The following is a 22,995-nucleotide window of genomic DNA, read 5'->3' on the forward strand; positions in this document are numbered from 1 at the left end:
CCGTGGCACGCTTATTAGTTACAATAACGTCAATTCAATAACCGGTATCTCGATATTCGGTTTCTGTGGCAATTTAATCAACAGGTCGGATGAATTATCACCGGCCGGCTGATATTTAATTTCTGAATTGTCGTGCAAAAACTGGGCGTATTTTATTTTGCCTTTGTAACCAGGTAATGTAATACCTGCCTGATTGTATTGCATAATGTGCAGATACAATTTTTTTGTAATGGCATTATAGGTCAGCAATGTATTTTCAGGTGCTTTAAATTCTGCCGGGGCCTGTTTGCAGCCATAGATCGACTGGTTGTTATACTTCATCCACATGCCCATACTATCCAAAGCACGCACGGCGCGATAATCGAAATACCCTCTGGCCGTGGGGCCAACATTTAAGATGAGATTTCCGCTTTTGCTTACGGCAGTGATCAGCAGCGTAAGCAGCTCATGGTTCGACTTCCAGCTGTTTTCATCACGGAAATATCCCCACGATCCGGAAAAAGTTTGACAGGTTTCAAATGGCAAACCACCATATTCACTTTGCAGTTCGGATGGCTTCACCTGTTCGGGCGTTGCAAAATCAGCGCCATCTTCATATTCTTCGAGGTCGAGCCGGTTGTCGACGATAATACCGGGCTGCAACTGCCGTATCATTTTCAAAAGCTCTACAGATCCCCAGTCGTTTTTGCCTTTACCATGTCCGTTGGGATTGGGATATGAAAAATCGAGCCAAAGGATATCTATCTTTCCGTAATTGGTAAGCAACTCTCTGATCTGGTTATGCAGGTATGCTTTATACTTATTCCAGTCACGGCCTTTATTGATTTTCGCATAGTCTGAATCGGCTTCACTCTTCGGCTGCAGGGGATGCACGCCATCTACCGTAAAGTCAGGATGGTGCCAGTCGATCAATGAATAATAAAAACCGATCTTAATGCCTTCGGCCCTGAAAGCATCTACATACTCTTTTACCAGGTCGCGTTTGGCTTTTGTATTGGTGGCTTTATAATCGGTATATTTTGAATCGAACAAACAAAAGCCTTCGTGGTGTTTGGTAGTTAAAACGGCATATTTCATACCGGCTGCCTTCGCCTGTTTAGCCCATGTTTTCGGATCGAACATATCGGGATTAAACATATCGAAATACGGCTGATATTGCTCGTTGCTCATACGCTCCCAGCGTTTCACCCATTCATGGCGGGCAGGCTGGGCATATAATCCCCAGTGAATAAACATACCGAAACGGTCGTTCGTCCACCATGCCATGCGCTTTGCTTTTTGTTCACGCGTTTCATTGCCTATTTTCTTTTGTGCCTGTACAGATTGAAGCATTACAAGAGAAAGAATAAAAACGGAAATCTTCTTTGCTTTATTCATTGATGTTGTTTTATATTATAGAGTGCCTTCAAATTCGAATTTATGTAGTACAAATTACATTACCACATGCAAACGGTTGTTCAAAATCCTATGACAGCAATCAAACCATGTAACCTTACTTCTTCACCGGCATCAATATTATATTTTTCAGATTCATCACGCCCAGATCAGGTTTTGATTCGGCATCGATGATGAGCTTATGCACGCCGGCAGACAGGGTAATGGTGCCGATATTCCATCCTTTAAAGGTATCCCAACTGCCCGTGGTTTTAACTGCACCTGTTACAACCGCTTTATCAACAGTCAGCTTTACCAATGAACCGGCCGATTGATCAGTACACGCATAGTTAAGTGTCACGGTATATTTTCCCGGCTTTTTAACATTCACTACCCACTCTGCCGAATTGTGTCCCATCCAGGTATTAATATAAGGTTCTTCTGTTAAGGATAATGTAAGGCGTTCGCCTTTTAATGCAGCATCGCCTGCAATAAGATTATAGGAGCCATTTGTTTCCGGAAAAATCCCCATATCCACCAGGGATCTTCCTGCTGCTTCCAATACGATCACCGTTGAGTTATCGTCTTTATATGTTTTATTGCTGATATCTATATAAATGCCTCTTTCATTTACTTCCAGCGGTAACGGTGTTTTTTTATTATCTGCTAAAAAATATGCTTTGGGCGTAGTACCATCAGGTTGTAAAGGAACCAACAACCGGTTGGCAACAGGCCAGTTGAAAACATGCAGGTAATACACCCCAGCCTTTGTAGTGATGCGACCCCATGAAACCCTTCCTATACTATTAGCCCTTGATCCATAAATAGCTTCTCCATTTATATTCATCCACTCACCTACCGTATGCATCAGCGTTACACTTTGCGCGGGAATGGTTCCATCGGCCATAGGCCCTACATTCAGCAGGTAATTGCCTCCTTTGGATACGATATCAGCCATATTGCGGATGAGTTGTTTGGCTGTGCTCCAGTTGTGATTATTGCGGCTGTAGCCCCAGGTGCCGTTCATGGTCATGCACGATTCCCAATCCATTCCTTTAAAACCGGTTTCGGGAATATGTTGTTCAGGAGTAACCAGGTCGCCATTGGCGCGGGTATATTCGTTATTGGTTTTAAAAGCATACAGGCGGTTGTTCATGATGATATTGGGATGATGACTCTTCACCATAGCTACCAGTTTTGAAGCACCCCATTTTTCGCCCTGAATTTCTTCTGAGCTATAGTCCCACCATACAATATCGATAGGACCGTAATTACTGAACATTTCTTCGGCCTGGCGATACATGTAATCAACATACTTTGTATTATCCCTGTTGTCGTTGGTAACATTACCGGGTGCGGGCAGTCCATGCTGTACGTAGGCATCGGGATAATGCCAGTCGAGCAATGAAAAATATACGCCCACCCGTAATCCCTGTTCATGCAGGGCATTTACAATTTCGCGAAACAGGTCGCGACCGGTTACATCTTTTCCATCAAAAGTGGTTGTTTTGCTGTCGTGCAAAGCAAATCCTTCATGATGCCGGCTGGTGAAAATAACATAGCGACATCCGGCAGCTTTGGCTGTTTTCGCCCATTCACGGGCAAAATCTTTTTTGGGTGTAAATAAAGGGATCAACGTTTTCGCATATACATCTGCCGGTACATTGGCGGCATTCTGAATCCATTCGGCGCAACCGGGATATTCTTTCCCATTCCATAATCCTTCTGCTGCACTGTACAATCCCCAGTGCACAAACATACCAAAATGTGCATCCCTGAACCATTCCATACGGGCATCCCGGATATTTTCCGGTTCACGGGCATTGAAGTCAAGGCCAGCCTCGCTTTGTGCGCAAACAAAATAACTATTCGACAACAACACAAGGGTAAGCTGTGCGATGTTTCTAAAAGTCATGAATAAATGATTTATTTTAATAATTGTTTCATCACTTCCGGTAAAATGGCTATCCCATCTTCCCCTTTTTTATCTGCATAGCTATCATTCTTTTCTGTCCAGGCTTTTTCCATACCAAAGAAATCGGGCCAGGCTGGTGATTCACCCTGCAAACGCTTTTCGGCATAATCGAAAAACGCCAGCCACCTTGGCAGGTAATAATCGTTTAACAGTCCGCTCCATTCTTTATTGGCATAATCATGTCCCAGTGTTGCAGGATTGCTTGAATGTCCCCAATAGGTTATCTGTACTTTGGCGTTCCATAATGCAAGCGCTTTGTCTTTTTCACCGGGCAACATATGTTCAGCCTGTTGCAGCCAGGTACGTAAACAAAAACCGCTGTTGGTTGCCGTCCACCGGTTTTGCAGTTTCAGCAGGGCAATAAATTGTTCTTTATTGGTTTTGAAAGCAACTGTATTATGTTCATAAAATGCTTTCATAAAAGCAGCATAGGGTTGCCTTGCTTTTAATGCTATTACCTGCCGCCATATATCAGTAAGATCATATCGGTATGTTTCAGACGAAGAAAATCGCGCTGCTGCTTTGGCAAAACAGGTGGCTGCACTGTAAAAGACGGTTGTATCGTAAGGCAATTTTTTACTGCCCCAGGTAGAGGCGCTGATAATAAAATTTGTATCGGGGCGTGCACAAAAAATTGACTCAAAGGCGCCGGTCAATTCGTTGGTATGCGATATATAAGCCGATTGCAACAACAATTGCCAGGCATTGTAAATATCGGCATCGTATTTACCATAACGGGCAACTATATATCTTTTCAAAAATACATCCACATCATTTGTTTCTTTTTGCCAGGCCGCCAGCAGCAAAGAGGTGTACATAATATCGTTATTGGCGATGCCTTCGGGCACAATACCAGTGCCCATCATAGTTTGCCCGGCCGTGGTTGCTTTGGCGCGTGCCGGTTCTTTCAATATGCGAAGCAGTCGTCCTTCCATGCCCAATGTGCCGCCCCCGTTTACCATAGAACACCATATCCAGGGATACCCTGAAAAGCCATTGGTGCGCTCCCAGTTGTTGTCGGCATCGCCCCGCAAATCAAGTATTAAAGTATGGCTAACATCGAGCCCTTTCAAAAAATCTTTTTTCGGATTATCCTGCCAGGCCTGCAATACCCAGGTGCAGCCCGGGTAATAGTGTTGCATATTGGCCTGAATCAATGCAGCTGTTTCAGACAGATTGATATTACCGGTAGCACCTCCTTCATGAAACAGATCACCGCCTAAAAACAGCGCATTACCATATAGTCTTCGCAAATGATTATAATATTTATCGGCGATTGTTTTAAATAAACTATCCTGCGGCAATAAAAAAACAGGTCGCACAAAGCCTACGCCCCACGAGCCCTGGTCAACTATACGCGCTGCCGGAAAATATTTTTTTATGGTTGATGGTACCAGTCCGCAAAAGCCCTGCAACACCGGTTGTATGCCCAGTTCATGCATTCGTTGCAACAGGTTTTGTTGCAGGTTACGCCAGTGCTGTATCATGTCATTTGTTACCGGCCCACCCCACCCCTGAATATTTCCCATCAGCCACCAGGCGTTGAAAGCCGGACCCGGTAAATAATCCCGAATATCTTCTTCACTAAATCCCATTTCTTTTAAAACCTGTTGCCAAACCACTTCAGTGCCCACCGGCGCCAGCATCAGGTTCACGCCGTTCAATGCCATCCAGTCCAACTCATGCTCCCATTCCTTCCACCCCCAGAAACTCATAGTGTAATTATAAGTGCAATAATTCAGGGCATAGCGGTAACGGTATGCGGTTGCAACAGGTACCACTTTTTGTACTTCGGGCAATGAAGCCGGTGCTGTTACCTGGTCGCCCGTATGGGAAAAACTAATTCCGCAATACGTGCGCAGGTAATCATTCAATGCAAATGCTGCGGCTGTTGTATTGGATGATTGTATGTATAATTTCTGCGCTTTTGTGTAATAGGATGCTGTATCCTTATGCACATTGGGTATGCCGGTGAAAATAACTTTGTTATTTAAAAAAGGTACCCGCCGTTGAATTAATGCGTTGAGTGCTGCTGTATTTTGTGCGTGTGCCTGTATTGCACAGGTGATCAGTATTATTACTGCTATCCGTCTAATTCTCATTATTTGTTTTTTCCTTTATCATTTCCAACCGGTGCTGAAGCGCCGGACTATTATCAGAATCTATTTATATTTCACCAATCTTACTTTGCTTATGCGTATGGTTTGCTCTGCAGGCGACGACATGCTGGCTACCACACCGAGTGTAATGGTCCCGGATGACGATAAGGCAAATGAAGCTGATACCGTTTTATTGGAATTATCGGTGAACCGGCCATAACCGATGGCCGTTGAAATATCTTCCACATTCGGCAATTCACTGCCGGAGGCAACTGCGAGATAAGTAGCTTCAAGCGAATTATCAATATTAGATACAGTCGCTTCCAGTTGATACTCACCAGCCGGCAATGTTACCGTTTGATAGATCTTGCCATTGGTAAGTGGACCATTATCCCATATCCACATAGTCATACAGGCATTGCCGGCGCCATTGATGGCATCGTAGGTATAGCGATTGCGTGCTTCATCATTGTATTGCCAGTTTAACAACTGTCCCCAGCGCCAGTCGTAATACTGTGTGTCGTCAAGCAAAAAAGGAGCTCCGGCATTCTTAATGTATATTGAAGTTACATCAGCCTTAACCGGAATGTTTTCATAGCTGGTGTAAAAAGTATCTATTGCCTGCGCAACGGGTTTGTACATTGTACGGTATTGTACCGGTGACCCCGGCATCAGATCAGGTAATTGGGTAACCTGATCTTTATAAATAGCCTTTATAATAGTGTCATGCGAATTACTGTTGATGTCGGTATATTTTAGCTGCATACCAATAACACCGGTTGTTGAATCCGTATCGCCCCAGCCTATTTCTGCAATACTATTGATCAGTTCAGCATTTACAACGGGTCTTGCCAATAAAGAGGAGGTATACAGATCTCCATATACAGATCCCGACACTTCAACCTTAACAGAAGAATTGCCATTTTTATCATAGTTGTAAATTTCAAAATCATAATTCCCTTCCTGCAGGTTGTTTATAATAACCCGCATGGTGTCGATAGCAGCGCTACGGGTAACAGCCAATTCAATAGAGTCTGTGTGATTTTTCCAGAACACTTTCGATTTCGTAATAGTAGGATCCGTTATCAGCAACCACGATAACTGTACCCTTTTATTTCCTGCGTATACTCTGGCCGAATCGGCCTTAGCCGTATAAATTATTTCGCCGCCTTCAACATATTTCTTAAAGTCGTCGGCCTTTTTACAGGAAACCATCATCCCTGTGGTAAATAGTATGCAGATTATTATTATAAATAGTTTCATACTTTAGCTTTATTTGTGAAGTGACCTCTAAGTTCAGTAAACCAGACTAAGCATCTCGACTACGCTCGATGCTTTTAGCATCCTTCGACTACGCTCAGGACTGCTACCTGCTATCTCCCCAGAACGACATTTCTGCAATATTGGCTGCATAGCCTCCGTCGGTCCAGGTACGCAATACTTTCACCCTTATATACCTCACTTTGGGCGCTGTAAGCGGTATATCCATTAGCTCCCCTGCTTCAGCTGCAGCCAGGTCGGTTGAGTTGGTTTGACCAACCGGTAAACCGGAAGGTTTGATAACGGTATGGCGCACCAGTAAACTCCAGGTATTATCCCAACTGCCATCCGGATTGGGATTCACTGATCCATATACTTCAAATTCACGTAAATTGTTTTGCGCATATATCCACATACCATCCTGGTTTCGCTGCCATAAACCGATCCGGCTTAACTGGGCTGTTGTACCCATATCAAACGTAATCCACATCGGCATGCCATCCAGCTTATCGGCCGAATGCCACATATCGTATCCGCTGAATACACCATCCCACAAATAGGGCATCGAAAGGCCCCATCCATATCCCACATCACCGGGCAAATCCACTTCTTTAAATTTGCTTTTATCAAGCAGTTCTTCATACAGCGGCGTGTATTCGCCCAATAAGGTGTCGGATATATTTCCCCACCTGTCCTTTACAAAAAAACCGAACTTTCTTTTCTCTGCCTTGTATCCGCGAAGCGAATAAGCGCCGCTATCGGCTTTGGTATAATAAGCATCCGTCGTTTGATCAAACACACCTAATGAATCGGTTGTGAGCGCAACAATAGAAATTTCTGCGCTGGTTTTATTGCTAAAAGAAACATTTACGCCGCCGAAGTCGGCACGAACTGCAAGACTGCGATATACTGCTATGTAAGGAGGTGTAAGAGGGAATACTGTTACTGTTACCGGTTCAGATTGTTTTTCATCACGGGTTACCACATATAGCTGTACCTGATGAGGAAGCGTATCGGCAAAACCATCTATCACCATTGAATTGTTGTAATACGAAGCCCGTATTTCGCGTTTAACGTCCGGCTGGTTTTCATATACCGCTTTTATATACAGTAAACCGGTACTTGCAGGCAACGTATAAGTGAGTTGTGCAGCTCCCGGTAAACTGGTAACCGTTACGCTCTTTAACGGATCGGGCGTTGAGCCATCTCCCGAACCCGAAAGAGGTTCATGTATTTCAGGTTTACAACCATGCAGCACATACATCAGCATGGTTATAATGATCAGCATTCGTTTATATGATTTCATGTATTGTATGATTTGTTATGATGTTAAATTGTCCGCCCTTCGACTACGCTCAGGATCTACCATCCATAATTTTGCACCAGCCGTTTATTGCCCAGCAAATCCCAGTAATCAAGCGGCCAAAAGTATTCGCGGGTTTTAAAAGTTTGCTGAAAACGCAGGCGTGGACGGTAGTAATAAGCAGCGTCTTCCTGGTCAACATCCCATCCCATTACCGGTTTATTTAATTCTTCATATGATTTCTTCCAGCGACGCAGGTCCCAGAAACGGCTGCCTTCCAAAGCAAATTCTATTAAGCGTTCCTGCTGAATGATCATACGAAAACCATCTTTCGTTTGGTACTTGCCGGGTTGCAGAGAATAATTTGTCCACGATTCCTGTACAGTTTTTAACCCTGCCCGTGCCCTGACTTTGTTGATATACTCAAATGCATCCGTTGTGGGTCCGTTGATCTCATTCAATGCTTCGGCGTATAACAGGTACAGGTCGGCCAAACGCATTTCGGGCCAGGCATAATCTTCAATGGAAAGCTCCTGCGCGTCTTTAATTATATATTTCCAGTTCACTAATTTTTTGGCAAAATAACCGGTGGCGTTATAGTCGTACGTTCCCTTGCGTGATTGCCATTGGCCATTTTTTGCCTGAACGTGAAAAGTTCCGTTTTGCATGTACCATACAGCGCCATCAAAAGCCAGGTCGGCATAAAAGCGCGGTTCGCGGTTGAAATTTAGTAATGCTGTCTGATAGCCGTCTGAAATATATTCACTCTCTGTGTTCTTTCCGGTGCGCAACTTATAGCGGTTGGTATAATCCCAGTTTTTATCTTCATTAATCGGCACTCCGTTCTCAGTATAAAATAACTCGGCTATTTTAAGTGTGGGCGCCAGGCTGCCAATGCTCATTTCATTGGTAATTTTATTGGGGTCAAGGCGCGGCATCGCAAAACGCTGCAATGTATAGGTGCGATCAGAAGCACCGTTGCGACCCTTGGTATTGTTCCATATAATTTCTGAATTCCATGCTTCTGTAACACTGTTGCGTATGCTCATTTGAGTAAGCATATTATCCGAAAGCGAAAGCCCCAGCTTATCAAACCGGTACAAATGCATGCCGGCCGCATCACAGGCTGCAATGGCCTCTTTACAGGCTGCAGCAGCTCGTTCCCATTTTTTAACATCATAAGCAGCATTAAAAAATGATGATCCATCGTAATTTTTAAATCCATTGTAGTCACTGTTGCCATTAAACAACGGGCTCGCGGCAGTAACCAACACACGGGCTTTTATGGCAAGGGCAATGGGTTTGGTAATATGCCCCAGATCGTGCGCGCGATCGGCAATGGTAAGTGGCAAACCCGATGCGGCATCATCCAGCAGATTAGCAATATAATTTACAACTGAGTCAACTGATTGCCGGGGCCGCTGCGCTTCATCAGAGGTAGCAGCAATGGGCAGGTTTACATCAGTAACCGGTACAGGGCCATACATTCTGAACAGCAGCCAGTGATAATAGGCCTTCAAAAATTTCACCTCGTGGCTCCACTTGCTTTTTTCAGCATCCGTCATGTCTACCACCTTATTAATATTGTCCAAGAAAATATTACAATCCCGAAAGGCGCTGAACAGGTTGTTCCATGACGATAAATAAATGGAATTGGCAGACTGATACCCCATAGCTATTTTCCAGGGCGATTCGCTAACAGCAAAGGGAGCTACCATCCAAAATTCATCACCTGCACACAAAGCCGGGTTCGTTTCAATGTCGCCACTGGCGGGCAGGTACGAATAACAGGTGGCCAGGTATTTTGTAGCTTCCTGTTTTAGTTTAAACGCATTGTCGATGGTGGCTACATTATCGGGCACCACATCAAGATACTTTTTACAACCACCTGCAAATAACAGGCACAGTACCGGCAACCAATTCTTTATGCGTTGCACAACCCCATTGGCTGCGCGGTGTATATTCGAACGATTATATATTGAAACAGCATCCATTATTTTACATTGAGGTGTTATTAAAATCCAAGATTTACGCCTATATTATAAACACGTTGAACAGGATAGCCCAGACCGTTACCACCCATTTCAGGGTCCCACATTTTGAATTTACTGATCACAAATAAGTTGAAGGCATTGGCATAAATGCGTGTATTGGAAAAGTGTAAGCGGCTGAGCAATGATTTGGGAAAACTGTAACCTATTTCTGCGGTTTTAAGGCGTAAAAAATCTCCGCTGCGCATCCACCATGTTGAGGATTGATTATTGTTGTTCACAAAATAATTGCTCAGCCGTGGCCAGAAGGCATATGGATTGCGGTTGCTTTCGCTCCAGTAATCTCCGGCAATGGCCGCCAGTAATCCATGCTGGCCGGCGCCGTTGAGCACAAAGGGCGACATGCTGTATGAATCAATCCAGAATGTAGAGCGGGCCGATCCCTGAAAATAGCAACTGATATCCCATTTTTTATATCCAAATGATACACCGAAACCATAAGTTATTTCAGGCGTTGTAGGTAACCCGATAGGAACCATATCGGCAGCAGTAATTTGCCCGTCGCGATTTACATCTCTGTATTTTATGTCGCCGCCTTTTACCCGGTACTTGCCATTTTCAGCGGTGTTATCCTGACTAAAATCCTGCACAGGTGAATAATACACTTCATAATCATCGATAAATAAACGTTCTGCTATATAACCATATACCTGCGAAAGGGGCTGACCAACCCGCCTGCGGTAAGCCTCGGGATAATTAGGCTCTTCGTTTACCAGCAATTTGCTGGTTGCATACGTGAAGGTGCCGCGTGCCTGCAACCAGGCCTGTTTGCCCATGGTATATGTGTAATCAACAGAAAGATCAACCCCTTTGCCCTCCGCTTCGCCCACATTCGCCTGTATGCCGGCACTTAAACCCATCATACTGGGAATCGTGCTGCGCGTCATCAATATATTGTTACGATATTCTTTGTAAAAATCTACCTGTATATTTAATGCATTCCATAAGCCGAGTTCAAGACCCAGGTTCGTTTTATACGACCGTTCCCATGTTATATCATAGTTCTCGTACCTGTTTACAGAAATCCCGTTTGAGTAACCAGAGTACGTTTCGCCAAACGCATAGGCCCTGGCAGCATTATTCATATTTACATCCGACAAATAAAAGAACCGTTCTGCATCTGTTCCAATCTGATCATTCCCTACCAGTCCATAAGTGCCGCGTAATTTCAGTTTGCTGATAAAAGAAAGCGGCTCAATGAATTTTTCGTTCGATACATTCCAGGCAACACCAACGGAAGGGAAAAAACCAAACCGGTGATTTTCGGCAAACCGTTCAGAGCCATTGTAACCAAAATTAAACTCTGCCATATACCTGTTATCATATGCATAGGTAAACCTGCCCGAAACACCATGATTACGATGGGGTAACGACAATTGCAAACTGCCCGAATTAGCCGCCAGATAATTCCGGAATAAAGTTATGAGCATGCCAGATACATTGTGTTTTTTACCTATTTGCCGGTTATAATTAATGGCAGCTTCGAGGTAACCCGTAGTATTAACCGTTTTGGCGCCTTCGCTGTAATTCAGGTATTCGGTACCATTGGTATTTAATGAAGTAAGTTTGGGCACTTTCGTTTGCAGGTCATATGTTAGCTCATAATAAAATGGTGTGTATTGCCGTGTAACATCGAAATACGAATACCGTTGTGTATAAGCCATTACACGCGCAGCCAGTCCGGGGGTGATAAATGCAAGATCCTGTTTCAGCTCGATCTGCGCCTGCAGGTTAGATGTATTGTATTGCTGATAACCCGATACCATATTGGCATAAGGGTTATTGTACAGATTGGTGCCATCTGAAGGGAAAGGATTCGTAACATTAGGACGGTATGCATTACCAAATAAAGGATGTGTAAGGCCGGGTGCATAACCTGCGGGATATACAGCCGCAAACTTAACCGGGTTGGCCCACACAGCCTGGCTAAAAAAAGAAGCACCACCCCCTACCGGACCATTATAATCATCAAACTGTCCGTAGGTGCGCACTATTGCCAAAGTAGTGGGTGTAAAATTGATATTAACATTCGACCTGATGGAATAACTTCTGAGTTTAATATTGCTGTTGAAATTATTGATCTTATCTACGTTCAGCACCCCATTGTCGATATTATACGTTCCTGCTATATAATATTGTGCAATTTTACCACCACCGCTTACGTTCATATCAAAGCGCTGGTTATTGGTATAATCTTTTATCAGTTGTTTAATCCAGTTATTATTCGGATACAGGTATGGATCGTCGCCGGCCGCAGTATGGTCTATTTTACTTTGTGAGTACGTCAGTTTCTCCAGTGCATTTCTTGTCAATACCGCTTCATTGGCCAGCTTCATGTAAGTAATATTATCTGCAAACTTAAAATTGCGTGTATTGCTGCTTAAAGAATTCTCGGCGCGTATATTGAACTTTGTTTTGCCATCAACGCCCGATTTGGTAGTTACCAGTACTACGCCATTTGCGCCCCGGGCGCCGTATAATGAGGAAGCAGTAGCATCTTTAAGAATGGAGAAACCGGAAATATCATCGGGTTGCAAACGGGCAAGGCCGGTAGTGGTTGATTCAATACCATCGATAAGAATAAGAGGATCCACTTTACCGGTACCAAATGTAGTGATGCCACGAATAAAAAAACTGGCATTATCTTTTCCCGGTTCACCGCTTCGCTGATATGAAATGATACCTGAAAGCCTTCCGGCGAGCATAGTAGTTAAATTACTGGCAGGGCCTTTTAGCTCTTTAGGATTAATGGTAGTAACAGCGCCTACCATGGTAGTCTTTTTCTGTGTACCATAAGCTACCACCGCTACTTCTTCCAGTGAATTGTTGTTGCTTTTAAGAACAGCATTAATAACACTTTCCCCTTTAATGTCAATCTCTTCTTCTTTATATCCAACAGATGTAATGATCAACGTTCCGTTAGAGGGCGCTTTTATCAGGTACTTTCCGTTTTCATCGGTTGTGGTGGCATGGCCCGGATCACTCTTCAGGGCAATGGTTGCACCCTGCAACACCGCAGAGTCGGTTCGTATTGTTCCCCTTACTATAATTTCATTTCTTAGTTCTCTGCCTGATGTATCCCGGCTCGAAGCCTGGGGCGGCGGTGAACTGCTTTTCTTTATTGCATAGGTGTTTTGACCTACCGGCTGTAATTCAAGATTGTATTTTCTCAGTAAAGCCGACAACCGGTCAATCGTCCATTTTGATTTTGTGCCCAATGAAGAGGTATCCGTAAATTTATTCGCCAGGTCATCAGGATTGTATAACAATTTCCACTGCATTTCACCCGATAAGCGATCGATAAATTTCGCCAGTTCAATCCGCTTCGATTGATTGTTTCCTGCCTGCGCCGCAACCTGACAGTATGCTGTTGTTAGCAGCATTCCTAATACAAACACCCTGCTCCATTGTATAATGGAATGGTTTTGGTTCATAAGCAATTTTTGGTTTTGGTCTATTTTGAAATGAATAACGAATCCCCTTTTTGCTGAACGGTCAGATCTAAACTGAAATGCAGCACATTAAACAACTGACCTGAATCTTTTACCGAGATATTGCCTGATAATTTTTTTGTCGATACCGGCACGTCCTTCGCTACCTGCACTTTTAACCGGTAATACTTTTCTATCAGGGTTATAACATCTGCCAGACTGGTTTTATCAAAATGAAACTCGCCGTCTTTCCAGGCGCTGTATAGCTGCACATTCACCTGTTTTTTAGAAATGGTGTTGTCCTTTACAACAATCATGTCACCGGGAACAAGCGATACTACTTTCTCTTTGCCTATATGGGCTTTTATATGGCCGGTATGCAAGGTTGCCGAAAATCCCGATGAATCAGTTTGTACATTAAAGGAGGTACCCAACACTTCAATATCCCCTTTTGGCGCATGTACAATAAAATTGTTGTAGTGATCCCCTTCGGCTTTCACCTTCCTGATCTCAAAAAAAGCTTCTCCGGTCAGCCATACTTCCCGTTTGCTGTTCGACCAGTTTGTTAAGTCGGCCTGTATTTCAGAAAAACGGTTTACCAGTATTTCAGAGCTATCTGGTAATATGATGGTGCGTTGAAAGTCGCCCGTTTGAATGATGGTTAGTGGAATAGCGCTTTTGCGGTTGAAAACCAAAAGCAAACCCAACAACAATACGCCGGCTGTTAATGCAAACAACCATATTGTCTTTCTCTTTAATACATTCCGGGGTTTGGTGGCAGCAATACTTTTCAGCAGTTCTATTTTGCTTTTTTCCCTCAGCGCATCATCCCTTTGTGGTTTATTAAAGTCAAAAGGCAGGTCATCGTGAAAATCGTCGTGCTCATTGTCCATGGGTGTTACTTTACTCTCTTTTCTTTTAGACACGCCAATTTTATTTTCAACTCAGCGAGGTGAATATTTTTTTGCTTTTCAGCAGCCACATATTGTATGGAAGTCTAATGCACGTTTAAACGGTGAACCGGAATAACACAGCGATCCACAAAAACTCCGGATGATTTTTCAACACAGCCTTGAACCGGCTCATGATGCGGTTGATATTATTAACGAGCGACTGGTAATTGACATTGAGAATGCGGCTGATCTCCCTGTATGATAATCCTTCATAAAATCGCAGGTAAATGATTTCTTTCTGACGGGCAGGAAGGGTATTGATCATCTTTGTAAGCTGATGGGTATTAAAGGAAGCCGATTCCTTTTTTATCCTTATTTCTTCAGGAGAAAATTCAATATCGGGTGAATGATAGCGGGTAGCAATTTTCAGTTCGTACAACTTCAGTGAACGCAATTTATTTAATATAGCGTAACGCAAACACCGCATGAGGTATGCCTTTACAAACTGCACTTCGGGGAGCGTATTTCTTTTTTCCCATAATTTCAAAAACAGTTCCTGTATGGCGTCATATGCCAGGTCTGTATCCTGCAACATCCGAAAGGCATATTCATATAACGAGTGAAAAAACAAATCGTGCAATGCTACAAACGCCTTTTCATCGCCCTCTTTAAAAGCAGCCCAGCATTCAGCCGTGTAAACATTATCGTAGCGGTTCTGTTGCATGCATTATTAATTAAACACTGTAGTGTACATGTATTCATAGAAACAGGTTTATTAATTGTATGTGCACAGCACCGAATATAATTTAAAAATTCATAATTTTTTAACGCAAACGGTTGTGCTATTTTATAACATTCAGCCATAAAAAAGTCATTGGTGAGAACACCAATGACTAACACTTAAAATCTAAAGAAACTCTTTCATCACAATCAGGGCTTAATTCAATATTTTTTGTACCGTTTTTTCGAGCGAAGGATACGATTGATGTATATTTTTCATTTGTTCATTTTGTTGAACCCATTCCCGCTCCCATACAAAAAAATTGGGCTGCGCACTTGTTTTACCATTCAAGGTATTTCGCAAATGATCGAAATATAATTTCCACCGTTCGCGGTAAAATGAGGTCATCAGGCCGGCCCATTCCTTATAAGCATATTCATGCAGGTAATCTTCTTTCGGATTGTTTTCGCCCCAGTACGTGATCAACATCATGGCATTATGCAGATTATTCTTTTTTTCAACAGGGGTATTACCAGCCTGCAGGGCCTGCTGCTGATAACTGGTTAACCGGTAATACGAATGGGTATTGAGCAAATCATTGGTAAGCGTATGTAATGACAGAAATGCAGTTGCCGATTGATCAAACATACTTACATTCTTGTTATTGTATGCAGCAACCATATCGGCAAAAACTTTATCGGCCCGGTTCGACAATACCTGCCGCGCAAAATTTATAAGATCAATTTTATAAGTTTCGCTATTGGTAAATGCAGGCGCTGCTGCGGCAAATGTCTTTACCGCTTTTACAAACAATGCCGTATCATATCCTTTCTTTAAATTTCCCCAGCTCGATACCGATTTTATTTGCAGGGCAGGCCGTGCGCACAAAATATTTTCCGGCGGACCTTCCTGATAACCGGGATTGCTGTAAATGGTTTGCAGCAGCATTTTCCAGGCACTGACTATATTATCGTTGTATTTTCCATAGCGTGCCTGTACATAATCACTGATCCATTTATCTGCATCAACGGGTTGGCTATGCCAGCCCAGTTCAAGCACCAGCTCGTACGAAACAGGGTTGTTATTAATACCTTCCGGCATAATGCCTACACCTTTCATATATTGTTTAAAAGGCCCGGTTGAAGCCCGGTACACTTCACCGGCATATCGTTGCAGCTTACCGTTTAAGCCGGGCCGCTCGCCAAAATTGTTTACACAACACCAGATGAACGGTGTACCCTCATATCCATTACGCGTTTCCCAGTTATTGGTATTTTCACCGAATAATTCCTGTATCAACAAGGTCGATTTATCTGTTTCGGCCAGTAATTCTTTGCGTGGATTATTCTGCCACCCCTGTAATACCCAAATGGCTCCCGGAAAATGTTGCTGCATTACTTTCTGAATATTGGCGCCGGCTTTTCCCAGATCAACGCCTTCTGTGATCCCTCCTTCATGAAACGGATCGCCCGAAAAAAAGCGCAGGTCTTTTCCATATAGCTTTTTTGTTTCTTCATAAAACACACCGGCCACACGACTAAAGGCGGTATCAGTAGGATCGAGTATAGATGGTCGTATGAAAGCGCCCCAGTTTCCCTGGGTTATAATATGCGCGGTTGTTTTGGTATTGAAGTTATGCGGCACCATGCCATAAAAGCCGGGCATCACCGGTTCAATGCCCAATGCACGCATACGGGCGATCATTTTCTGCACCATTGTTTTGCGGCTATCGATCTGGCTTTGCGGCATTGGTCCACCCCACCCTTCAATATTGCCCATCAGCCACCAGGCATTATAAGCCGGACCGGTAATGAAATCAGCAATCTCCTTTTCATTATATCCTGTTTTTCGCAACACGTTTTGCCAAACGGCTTCTTCACCATTGGCCACCAGCATCAGGTTTACCCCATTCAATGCCATCCAGTCGAGCTCGCGCTCCCAATCGTTCCAGGAATAAAAGCTCATGGTATAATTGTAGGTGCAGTAATTGAGCGCATAACGGTATTGCGCCATTGCATCGATGGTCACGGAGTTTGTAACTTGTGGCAAAGGACTTACCGGCGCTACATTATCACCCATGTGCGACATAGAACGATGGCAATAATATTTCAGGTACCAGTTCAGGCCCACCGCTGCCGCATTGGGACCGGTTGCTGTAATTACCACTTTGCCATTTTGCGTTTTGAGTTCAAAAGCTTCTTTGCTACCAGCGGCTTCCATTTTTGCAAAAGAGAGGTTATTCACCAGCCACGGAACCCTTCGTTTAGCTAATTGAGTTACACCGTCAAATTCGCCGGCCCAAACACAATAAGGCATTATCAGTAATAATATGCAAATACTTTGTCGCATCAGATTATTCATATTTAATAGGAAGGAGTTATTAATTTTTATAAGCCGGTCTTTAATGCTACTATGAAACTGCCGTTGCGTCGCACACTTCGGCTGTTGAATGTCTCTTCAGCATAAAATCCAGCCGTGCCACGGTTTGCTCTTCGACCTTTGCTCAAAACCGTGGCGCGGCTATGGCTACTTCAAATAAGGTTTAATGGCTACCCCCAGCTTTTTATAACCGGCAGCGTTAGGATGCAATCCATCTTCAAATAATGATTCATTTATTTTCTTCTGATTGTTCAGCAGTACAGTTCCGGGATTTACATATTGCACTTTTAAGCGGGCTGCCAATGCAGCAATGGCTCTGTTCAGTATAACAATTCGATCTTCCATGTTGCTGCGCGGCAAAATCCCCGACAAAACAATGGCCGCTTTCGGCTGACGGAACTTTATTGCTTCAATCAACCTGGTCAACCCCTCGATAATTTCTGCATCTGAATTGATTGGCAAATTATTGGTGCCGGCCATTATCCAAATCTGTGCTGCATTAAAACCATCGAGCTCATCGTGATATACCCGCCACAATATATTTTCTATACGGTCCCACCCGAATGCAAAGTTCTTTACACCCGCGGGTTCAAGGTATTCGTTCCAGGAATCAGCACCGCGTGTTATTGGCGCCACCGGCCTGCCGCCCCAATAATGAATAATTGAATTGCCGAAGAAAACGATCCGGGGGGCCTGTGTTTTATTATTTGTAATGATCTCACTATGCCGGTTGCGCCAGTTGTAGTAGCCATCCCTGCTTTGTACAACAGGAATTGTTGTAGATCCCTGCCCCTTTGGCTCATTCAATACAGTTCGTATCATTCTTTCATATGCCATTGCATAATCCATCATACCCACATCGTTCGGGTGCAATCCATCTACCGTACTGTATTCAGATAGTCCAATCTCTTTATTTGTTAAATGAAATATGCCTGCAATACCGGCCAATTTCATTTTTTCAAAACTGCGCGTTAGTACCTTATTGGCATTTTCAAAATCATGTTGCGCAGCAGTATCCATAATACCGTTATTGGTGCCGCCGCTGTGATCAACGAGCAATATTGGCACATCGGGATGTTTTTCTTTTAATGCTTTAACGGCGTTCACTATCCGCTTTTCAAGTTCCTCTTCTGTAAAGCCTGCACGCGCCGTAAGGTTCGGCAGGCAATCGAGCACATACAACTTTGCATCAACTTCATTCATGAGTGCGATTACAGACTGCTCCAGCTGTCCTGATCCTGAAAAGCCCAGGTTGATCAACGGACGATCCAGTCGTTGTTGCAATAAAGCCGTCCACGCCATTCCGGGTCTTGAGGCACAGGCACCCTGCGCAATGGAAGTTCCGTAAACAACAACAGGTTTCTCTGGCGACAATTGCATAAAGGCAAACGAACTATTATCCGGTACGCCAATCGCAAGCCAGTTGACCTTATTGTATAATGGCAGATACAACCGGTATTCATAATCCCTGCCGGGAAATTCGCTGCTTACCACAAGGTTCGAAAAACGGTATTCAATGGTATCGCCAAATGACCGGGTTGAGGGAGCCCATTTCCATTGTCCGTTGGGATCAATAGCATATAAGTCAATGCCGCTTACACCGGTAGCCGGCATATGCGTCATTTCCAAAGCGCCTTTCACCACATATCGAACAACAATATTGGCTGCATTTGTTTTGAACTTTGTATATAATCCGGCGCCGCTGTGTGAAATGTTCCAGACATTTGGATTTAGTGTTTTTTCGGCACGCGCCGGAAACCGGTCATAGGGCGAGGCAACTTCTGCCGGCCACGCCTGTCCTTCAATAACCGGAAAGGCGCTACGGGCAGGATCATACCATTTAATTTGTGGTTGTGCGAACGATGCTAATGATAACAATAAACCGAATAATAAAACTACCGGCTTTTTTATTTTCACTTCATTTACGTTTTTATTGTTTATACGCTGCAAAGAGCCGTGCCACGGTTTGCTCTTCGACTTCGCACAGAACCGTGGCACGACTTCATCTCTAATATCCATTCAACACAGCTCTCGCCTTTTGCAATTGTTCAGCTGCTGTTCTATTTTTCATGGCTGTAGGTTCAAATTCCCTGATCGCTTCCAACAATGGTTGCAGCTTAACCGGTTCACTTTTATACATTGTTTTTATAATGCGGATCTTTTCATAATCCTGTATGCCTTCGATAAGTCTTTCAAAACGGATAGAGCTTCCACCGGGATAAACAAGGTAGGTATCGCCTGCCGACCATGTGCTATAGCGGGAATCCTGCATGGGATACTTTGGCCAGCAATTGTATGCCCAGCGCAAATAACCATTGCATTGTTTATTGGCTGCATACCATCCCAGCCAGGCGCTTTCGGCCGGTGGCGAAAAAGTAAATGTATTCGGATGTCCCTCCCAGCAATAGGTATAATACGTAGTGGGCAAACCGGTTTCAATCCTTTTTTGCAATACCACTGAATCATACTTTTCTTCTGAAGCAATACAATAGTCGTATATGTCACCGGCAATTTCGCCATGATAGCTGCCGGCGAGTGAAATCTTAATATCCTTATCTACACTTCGCACCAGGGCTATTACTTTTTTCATGTCTTCCAATGGCCGCTCATCCATAGCAATGGCTGTTTTGTTATACCATCCTTTTTGCTTAAGGTGTTTTATAAAATCAGTCAGCATGGGTCGCCAGTGCGCTTCATATTCAGAGGTACCGGTTTTTGCTATCAGTACCGTGTCTCTGCCAAAGGTTTCGTCGAAATAATAGAATTTATTATTCCAGGGCACCATCGTGTAGCAATTGATCAGCTTATTAATTCCAAGCGATTGCATAAAAGCCACCCAGCGGTCGAATATACTGTAGTCGTATTGCCAGGAACCATCTTTCTTTTTGATCCATCGGATCATTGATTTATAGATATCGTAGGTTTGTCCGCGCCAGGGATCATAAATCATACTTACAGTAATCGTTTTCTGACCGGCATTGGCCAATTGCTGCATATACGGGCGCAGCCGGTCGAAATGTTCTTTTGACCAATCCCTTACTCCATAGATTCTTGCCACCGCATAGGGATTTTGCCACAGATCAAGATGAAAGGCCCATTGCGCAGGCGCAGGAAGCGTATATGGTTTTACGTGAATACTATAACTCAGTGAATGTTTGCTGCCATTGATATAAGCAGTCAACATGCCGGTGTAATTTCCGGCAACCGCCTGTTGCGGAACAGAAATACTTACCCAAACCGGTTGTGTGGTATACGCCGCTACATCCTTTTGCGCTATGAAGTCGATGCCGTCGGCAACCAGCGATGAATCAAAAGCAGCGGCGGGAGGAATGCCACAACCATGTCCTTCTTTATTCAAACTGTCGGTTAACACATATCGTACAAAACCCGTTGTAACAGCAGAAGCGGGTATACTGTGACCTTTATTATCTTTCAGCGCCCCGGCAGTGATGCGCAAATTCTTTATTGGCATTTTAGTGCTTATCAAAAGCTGGGTATGCACGCTTTCTCCCCTCCATGCTATGGCCGACCATTGTGTGGCAGTATGCTCAACAGCCGGGGGATTGCTTTTGGCAAAGCGAACATCGACAGTGCCAAAACTTACCATTATATCAGCGGTCACATCTTTCCATAATGCCCTATTTACCGGGCGCGGATCGGGTAGCTCACTGTAATCAATAGCCTTTTCTGCGATCAAATTTTGATAATTGCTTTGCGAAAAGGAATTAATGCAGATAAAAGCCAGCGCCGTAAATACAAGGCATACTTTATACTTCATTGTCTTTATTAGTTGAATTGAACCACCGGGTGCCGTCTATTGCCCATTACTTTTATCATGAATTATTGATAATTGAACAGTTCCGTCCCGATGAGACGATCCTCATGATTTATAATCCTTCTACCAATATCAGGTCCCTGACGGGACAAATCCCGTATTTCGAAATGCTTAATTAAACGACATCGATTGCCCATTGATCATTGCTTCACAATCTCCGTATCACCACCGCCGCGCAGGGTTAAATCAACGGGTTTGTTGGTTTTCCAGGAGCCACCGGTGAAATCAGGCGCATCCACTGAATTGGAACGGTGGGTCACCGACCAGGTGCTTAACGGTGTAACCGCACACCAGGCAGCCAGATCATACACATCCATATCGAGCGGCAGGCCATTACGCAAACAATCTATCATGCGCCAGTCCATGATAAAATCCATACCACCATGACCACCGATCTTTTTTGCCGCCGCCTCAACATGGCGAATCAGTTCGGGCGTGTATTGCTCTTCGAGTTGTTTTAGTTTTTGTGCATCCACCGGTTCATGCCCCAATGCAATTTGCGCCGGATCAGGAAACTTTTGTACAAATCCTTTCGTACCGCTTATGGCATGTATGCGGCTGTAAGGACGTGGTGATGAAACATCGTGCTGCACCATAATGGTTTTTCCTTTACCGGTTTTAATTACCGACGTATTCATATTACCGCGATAATGTTTACCTGTAAATTGTTTATAATACGAATCCCCTGCCGCCAGTTTTTCGGCCATTGCTTCCATCATAAAATCGTTCGACGACATTGACGTCAGATACTCCATTTTATCGCCGCGGTTAATATTCATGGCCTGCGCTACCGGTCCTAAACCGTGGGTTGGATACAGGTTACCGCTTTTCTGGTTTTCTTTCCAGCGCCAGGCGCCTTCACCGGGATAATCATCTGCATTTTTAGGTTTGGTAAACATCAACTCCAGCAACGGATGTATATAAGCGCCTTCTGCATGCACCAGTTCGCCCAACACACCCTGCTGCGCCATATTGATCGTTAATGTTTCAAAAAAATCGTAGCAGCAGTTTTCGAGCTGCATGCAATGTTTGCGCGTGCGTTCAGAGGTTTCAACCAGTTTCCAGCAATCTTCGAGCGTGCGGGCACCGGGCACTTCAACAGCCACATGTTTTCCATGCTCCATAGCATATAGCGCTATGGGCACATGCCATTCCCAGGGCGTTGCGATATAAACGAGATCAATATCATCCTGCTCGCATAATTTTTTCCAGGCATAATCATTTCCATAATACTCTTTTGCAGCAGGCCAACCCACATTTTTTAATGTTTGCTGATTGGCTTTAACGGCCGCTTCGCGCACATCACACAGCGCGTTTATCTGAACATTTTTTATATTGGTCATTCTGGTTACCGCCCAGCTTCCACGTCCGCCAATGCCCACATAACCTATGCGCACCACCGGAATTTTTGGGGCCGCATAACCACACATATTAAATACCTGCTTCCTGTTTTTCGATTTACCGGCCGATTCCAAAACAGCATCATGTAATGCCTCGGCCGAAGCGTATCCGCTTAATCCGGGCAGCAGCAGGCCACCTGTTGCGGCTGTTGTGTTCTTTAAAAAACTTCTACGACTAAAACTCATTTGTTTTGTTTTATAGACACTGGAATTATGATTCTAACTCAGGTGAGGCCCGATTTTTCGGCTCTCCAACATTTCAGGCGTGCCACGG

Annotated in this window: 13 protein-coding genes; all 13 read right to left on the minus strand. The window is 44.0% G+C overall.

Annotation, left to right across the window (positions count from 1 at the left end):
* Positions 1 to 18 precede the first annotated feature (18 nt).
* Positions 19 to 1,377, minus strand: a complete 1,359-nt coding sequence (locus AC59IL_RS03185) for an alpha-L-fucosidase (protein WP_496550629.1) — start codon at positions 1,375 to 1,377, stop codon at positions 19 to 21.
* A 115-nt stretch (positions 1,378 to 1,492) separates the two neighbouring features.
* Entirely contained in the window at positions 1,493 to 3,289 is a 1,797-nt protein-coding gene (locus AC59IL_RS03190; protein WP_496550630.1) for an alpha-L-fucosidase, read from the minus strand.
* Positions 3,290 to 3,300: 11 nt separating this feature from the next.
* Positions 3,301 to 5,451 carry an alpha-N-acetylglucosaminidase gene (locus AC59IL_RS03195; RefSeq protein WP_496550631.1) on the minus strand — a complete coding sequence of 717 codons (2,151 nt, stop codon included), beginning with the start codon at positions 5,449 to 5,451 and terminating at the stop codon, positions 3,301 to 3,303.
* Positions 5,452 to 5,511: 60 nt separating this feature from the next.
* Entirely contained in the window at positions 5,512 to 6,711 is a 1,200-nt protein-coding gene (locus AC59IL_RS03200) for a DUF4998 domain-containing protein (RefSeq protein ID WP_496550632.1), read from the minus strand.
* A gap of 103 nt (positions 6,712 to 6,814) precedes the next feature.
* On the minus strand, positions 6,815 to 8,014 hold the full coding sequence (locus AC59IL_RS03205) for a DUF5000 domain-containing lipoprotein (protein WP_496550633.1): 1,200 nt from the start codon (positions 8,012 to 8,014) through the stop codon (positions 6,815 to 6,817).
* Between the two features lie 56 nt (positions 8,015 to 8,070).
* Complete coding sequence (locus tag AC59IL_RS03210) at positions 8,071 to 10,005, minus strand: RagB/SusD family nutrient uptake outer membrane protein (RefSeq protein WP_496550634.1); 1,935 nt, start codon at positions 10,003 to 10,005, stop codon at positions 8,071 to 8,073.
* Between the two features lie 20 nt (positions 10,006 to 10,025).
* Positions 10,026 to 13,496 (minus strand): SusC/RagA family TonB-linked outer membrane protein, encoded by a 3,471-nt coding sequence (locus AC59IL_RS03215; RefSeq protein ID WP_496550635.1) that lies wholly within the window; start codon positions 13,494 to 13,496, stop codon positions 10,026 to 10,028.
* A 20-nt stretch (positions 13,497 to 13,516) separates the two neighbouring features.
* A complete protein-coding gene (locus AC59IL_RS03220; RefSeq protein WP_496550636.1) occupies positions 13,517 to 14,419 on the minus strand; it encodes a FecR family protein in 903 nt (300 codons plus the stop codon).
* An 82-nt stretch (positions 14,420 to 14,501) separates the two neighbouring features.
* Entirely contained in the window at positions 14,502 to 15,110 is a 609-nt protein-coding gene (locus AC59IL_RS03225) for an RNA polymerase sigma factor (RefSeq protein ID WP_496550637.1), read from the minus strand.
* 213 nt (positions 15,111 to 15,323) lie between these two features.
* A complete protein-coding gene (locus AC59IL_RS03230; protein ID WP_496550638.1) occupies positions 15,324 to 17,456 on the minus strand; it encodes an alpha-N-acetylglucosaminidase in 2,133 nt (710 codons plus the stop codon).
* 177 nt (positions 17,457 to 17,633) lie between these two features.
* On the minus strand, positions 17,634 to 19,403 hold the full coding sequence (locus AC59IL_RS03235) for an SGNH/GDSL hydrolase family protein (protein ID WP_496550639.1): 1,770 nt from the start codon (positions 19,401 to 19,403) through the stop codon (positions 17,634 to 17,636).
* A 91-nt stretch (positions 19,404 to 19,494) separates the two neighbouring features.
* Positions 19,495 to 21,264 carry a DUF4091 domain-containing protein gene (locus AC59IL_RS03240; RefSeq protein ID WP_496550640.1) on the minus strand — a complete coding sequence of 590 codons (1,770 nt, stop codon included), beginning with the start codon at positions 21,262 to 21,264 and terminating at the stop codon, positions 19,495 to 19,497.
* A 197-nt stretch (positions 21,265 to 21,461) separates the two neighbouring features.
* Entirely contained in the window at positions 21,462 to 22,907 is a 1,446-nt protein-coding gene (locus AC59IL_RS03245) for a Gfo/Idh/MocA family protein (RefSeq protein ID WP_496550641.1), read from the minus strand.
* Positions 22,908 to 22,995: the final 88 nt, after the last annotated feature.

The organism is Niastella sp. sgz303648 (assembly GCF_059587045.1).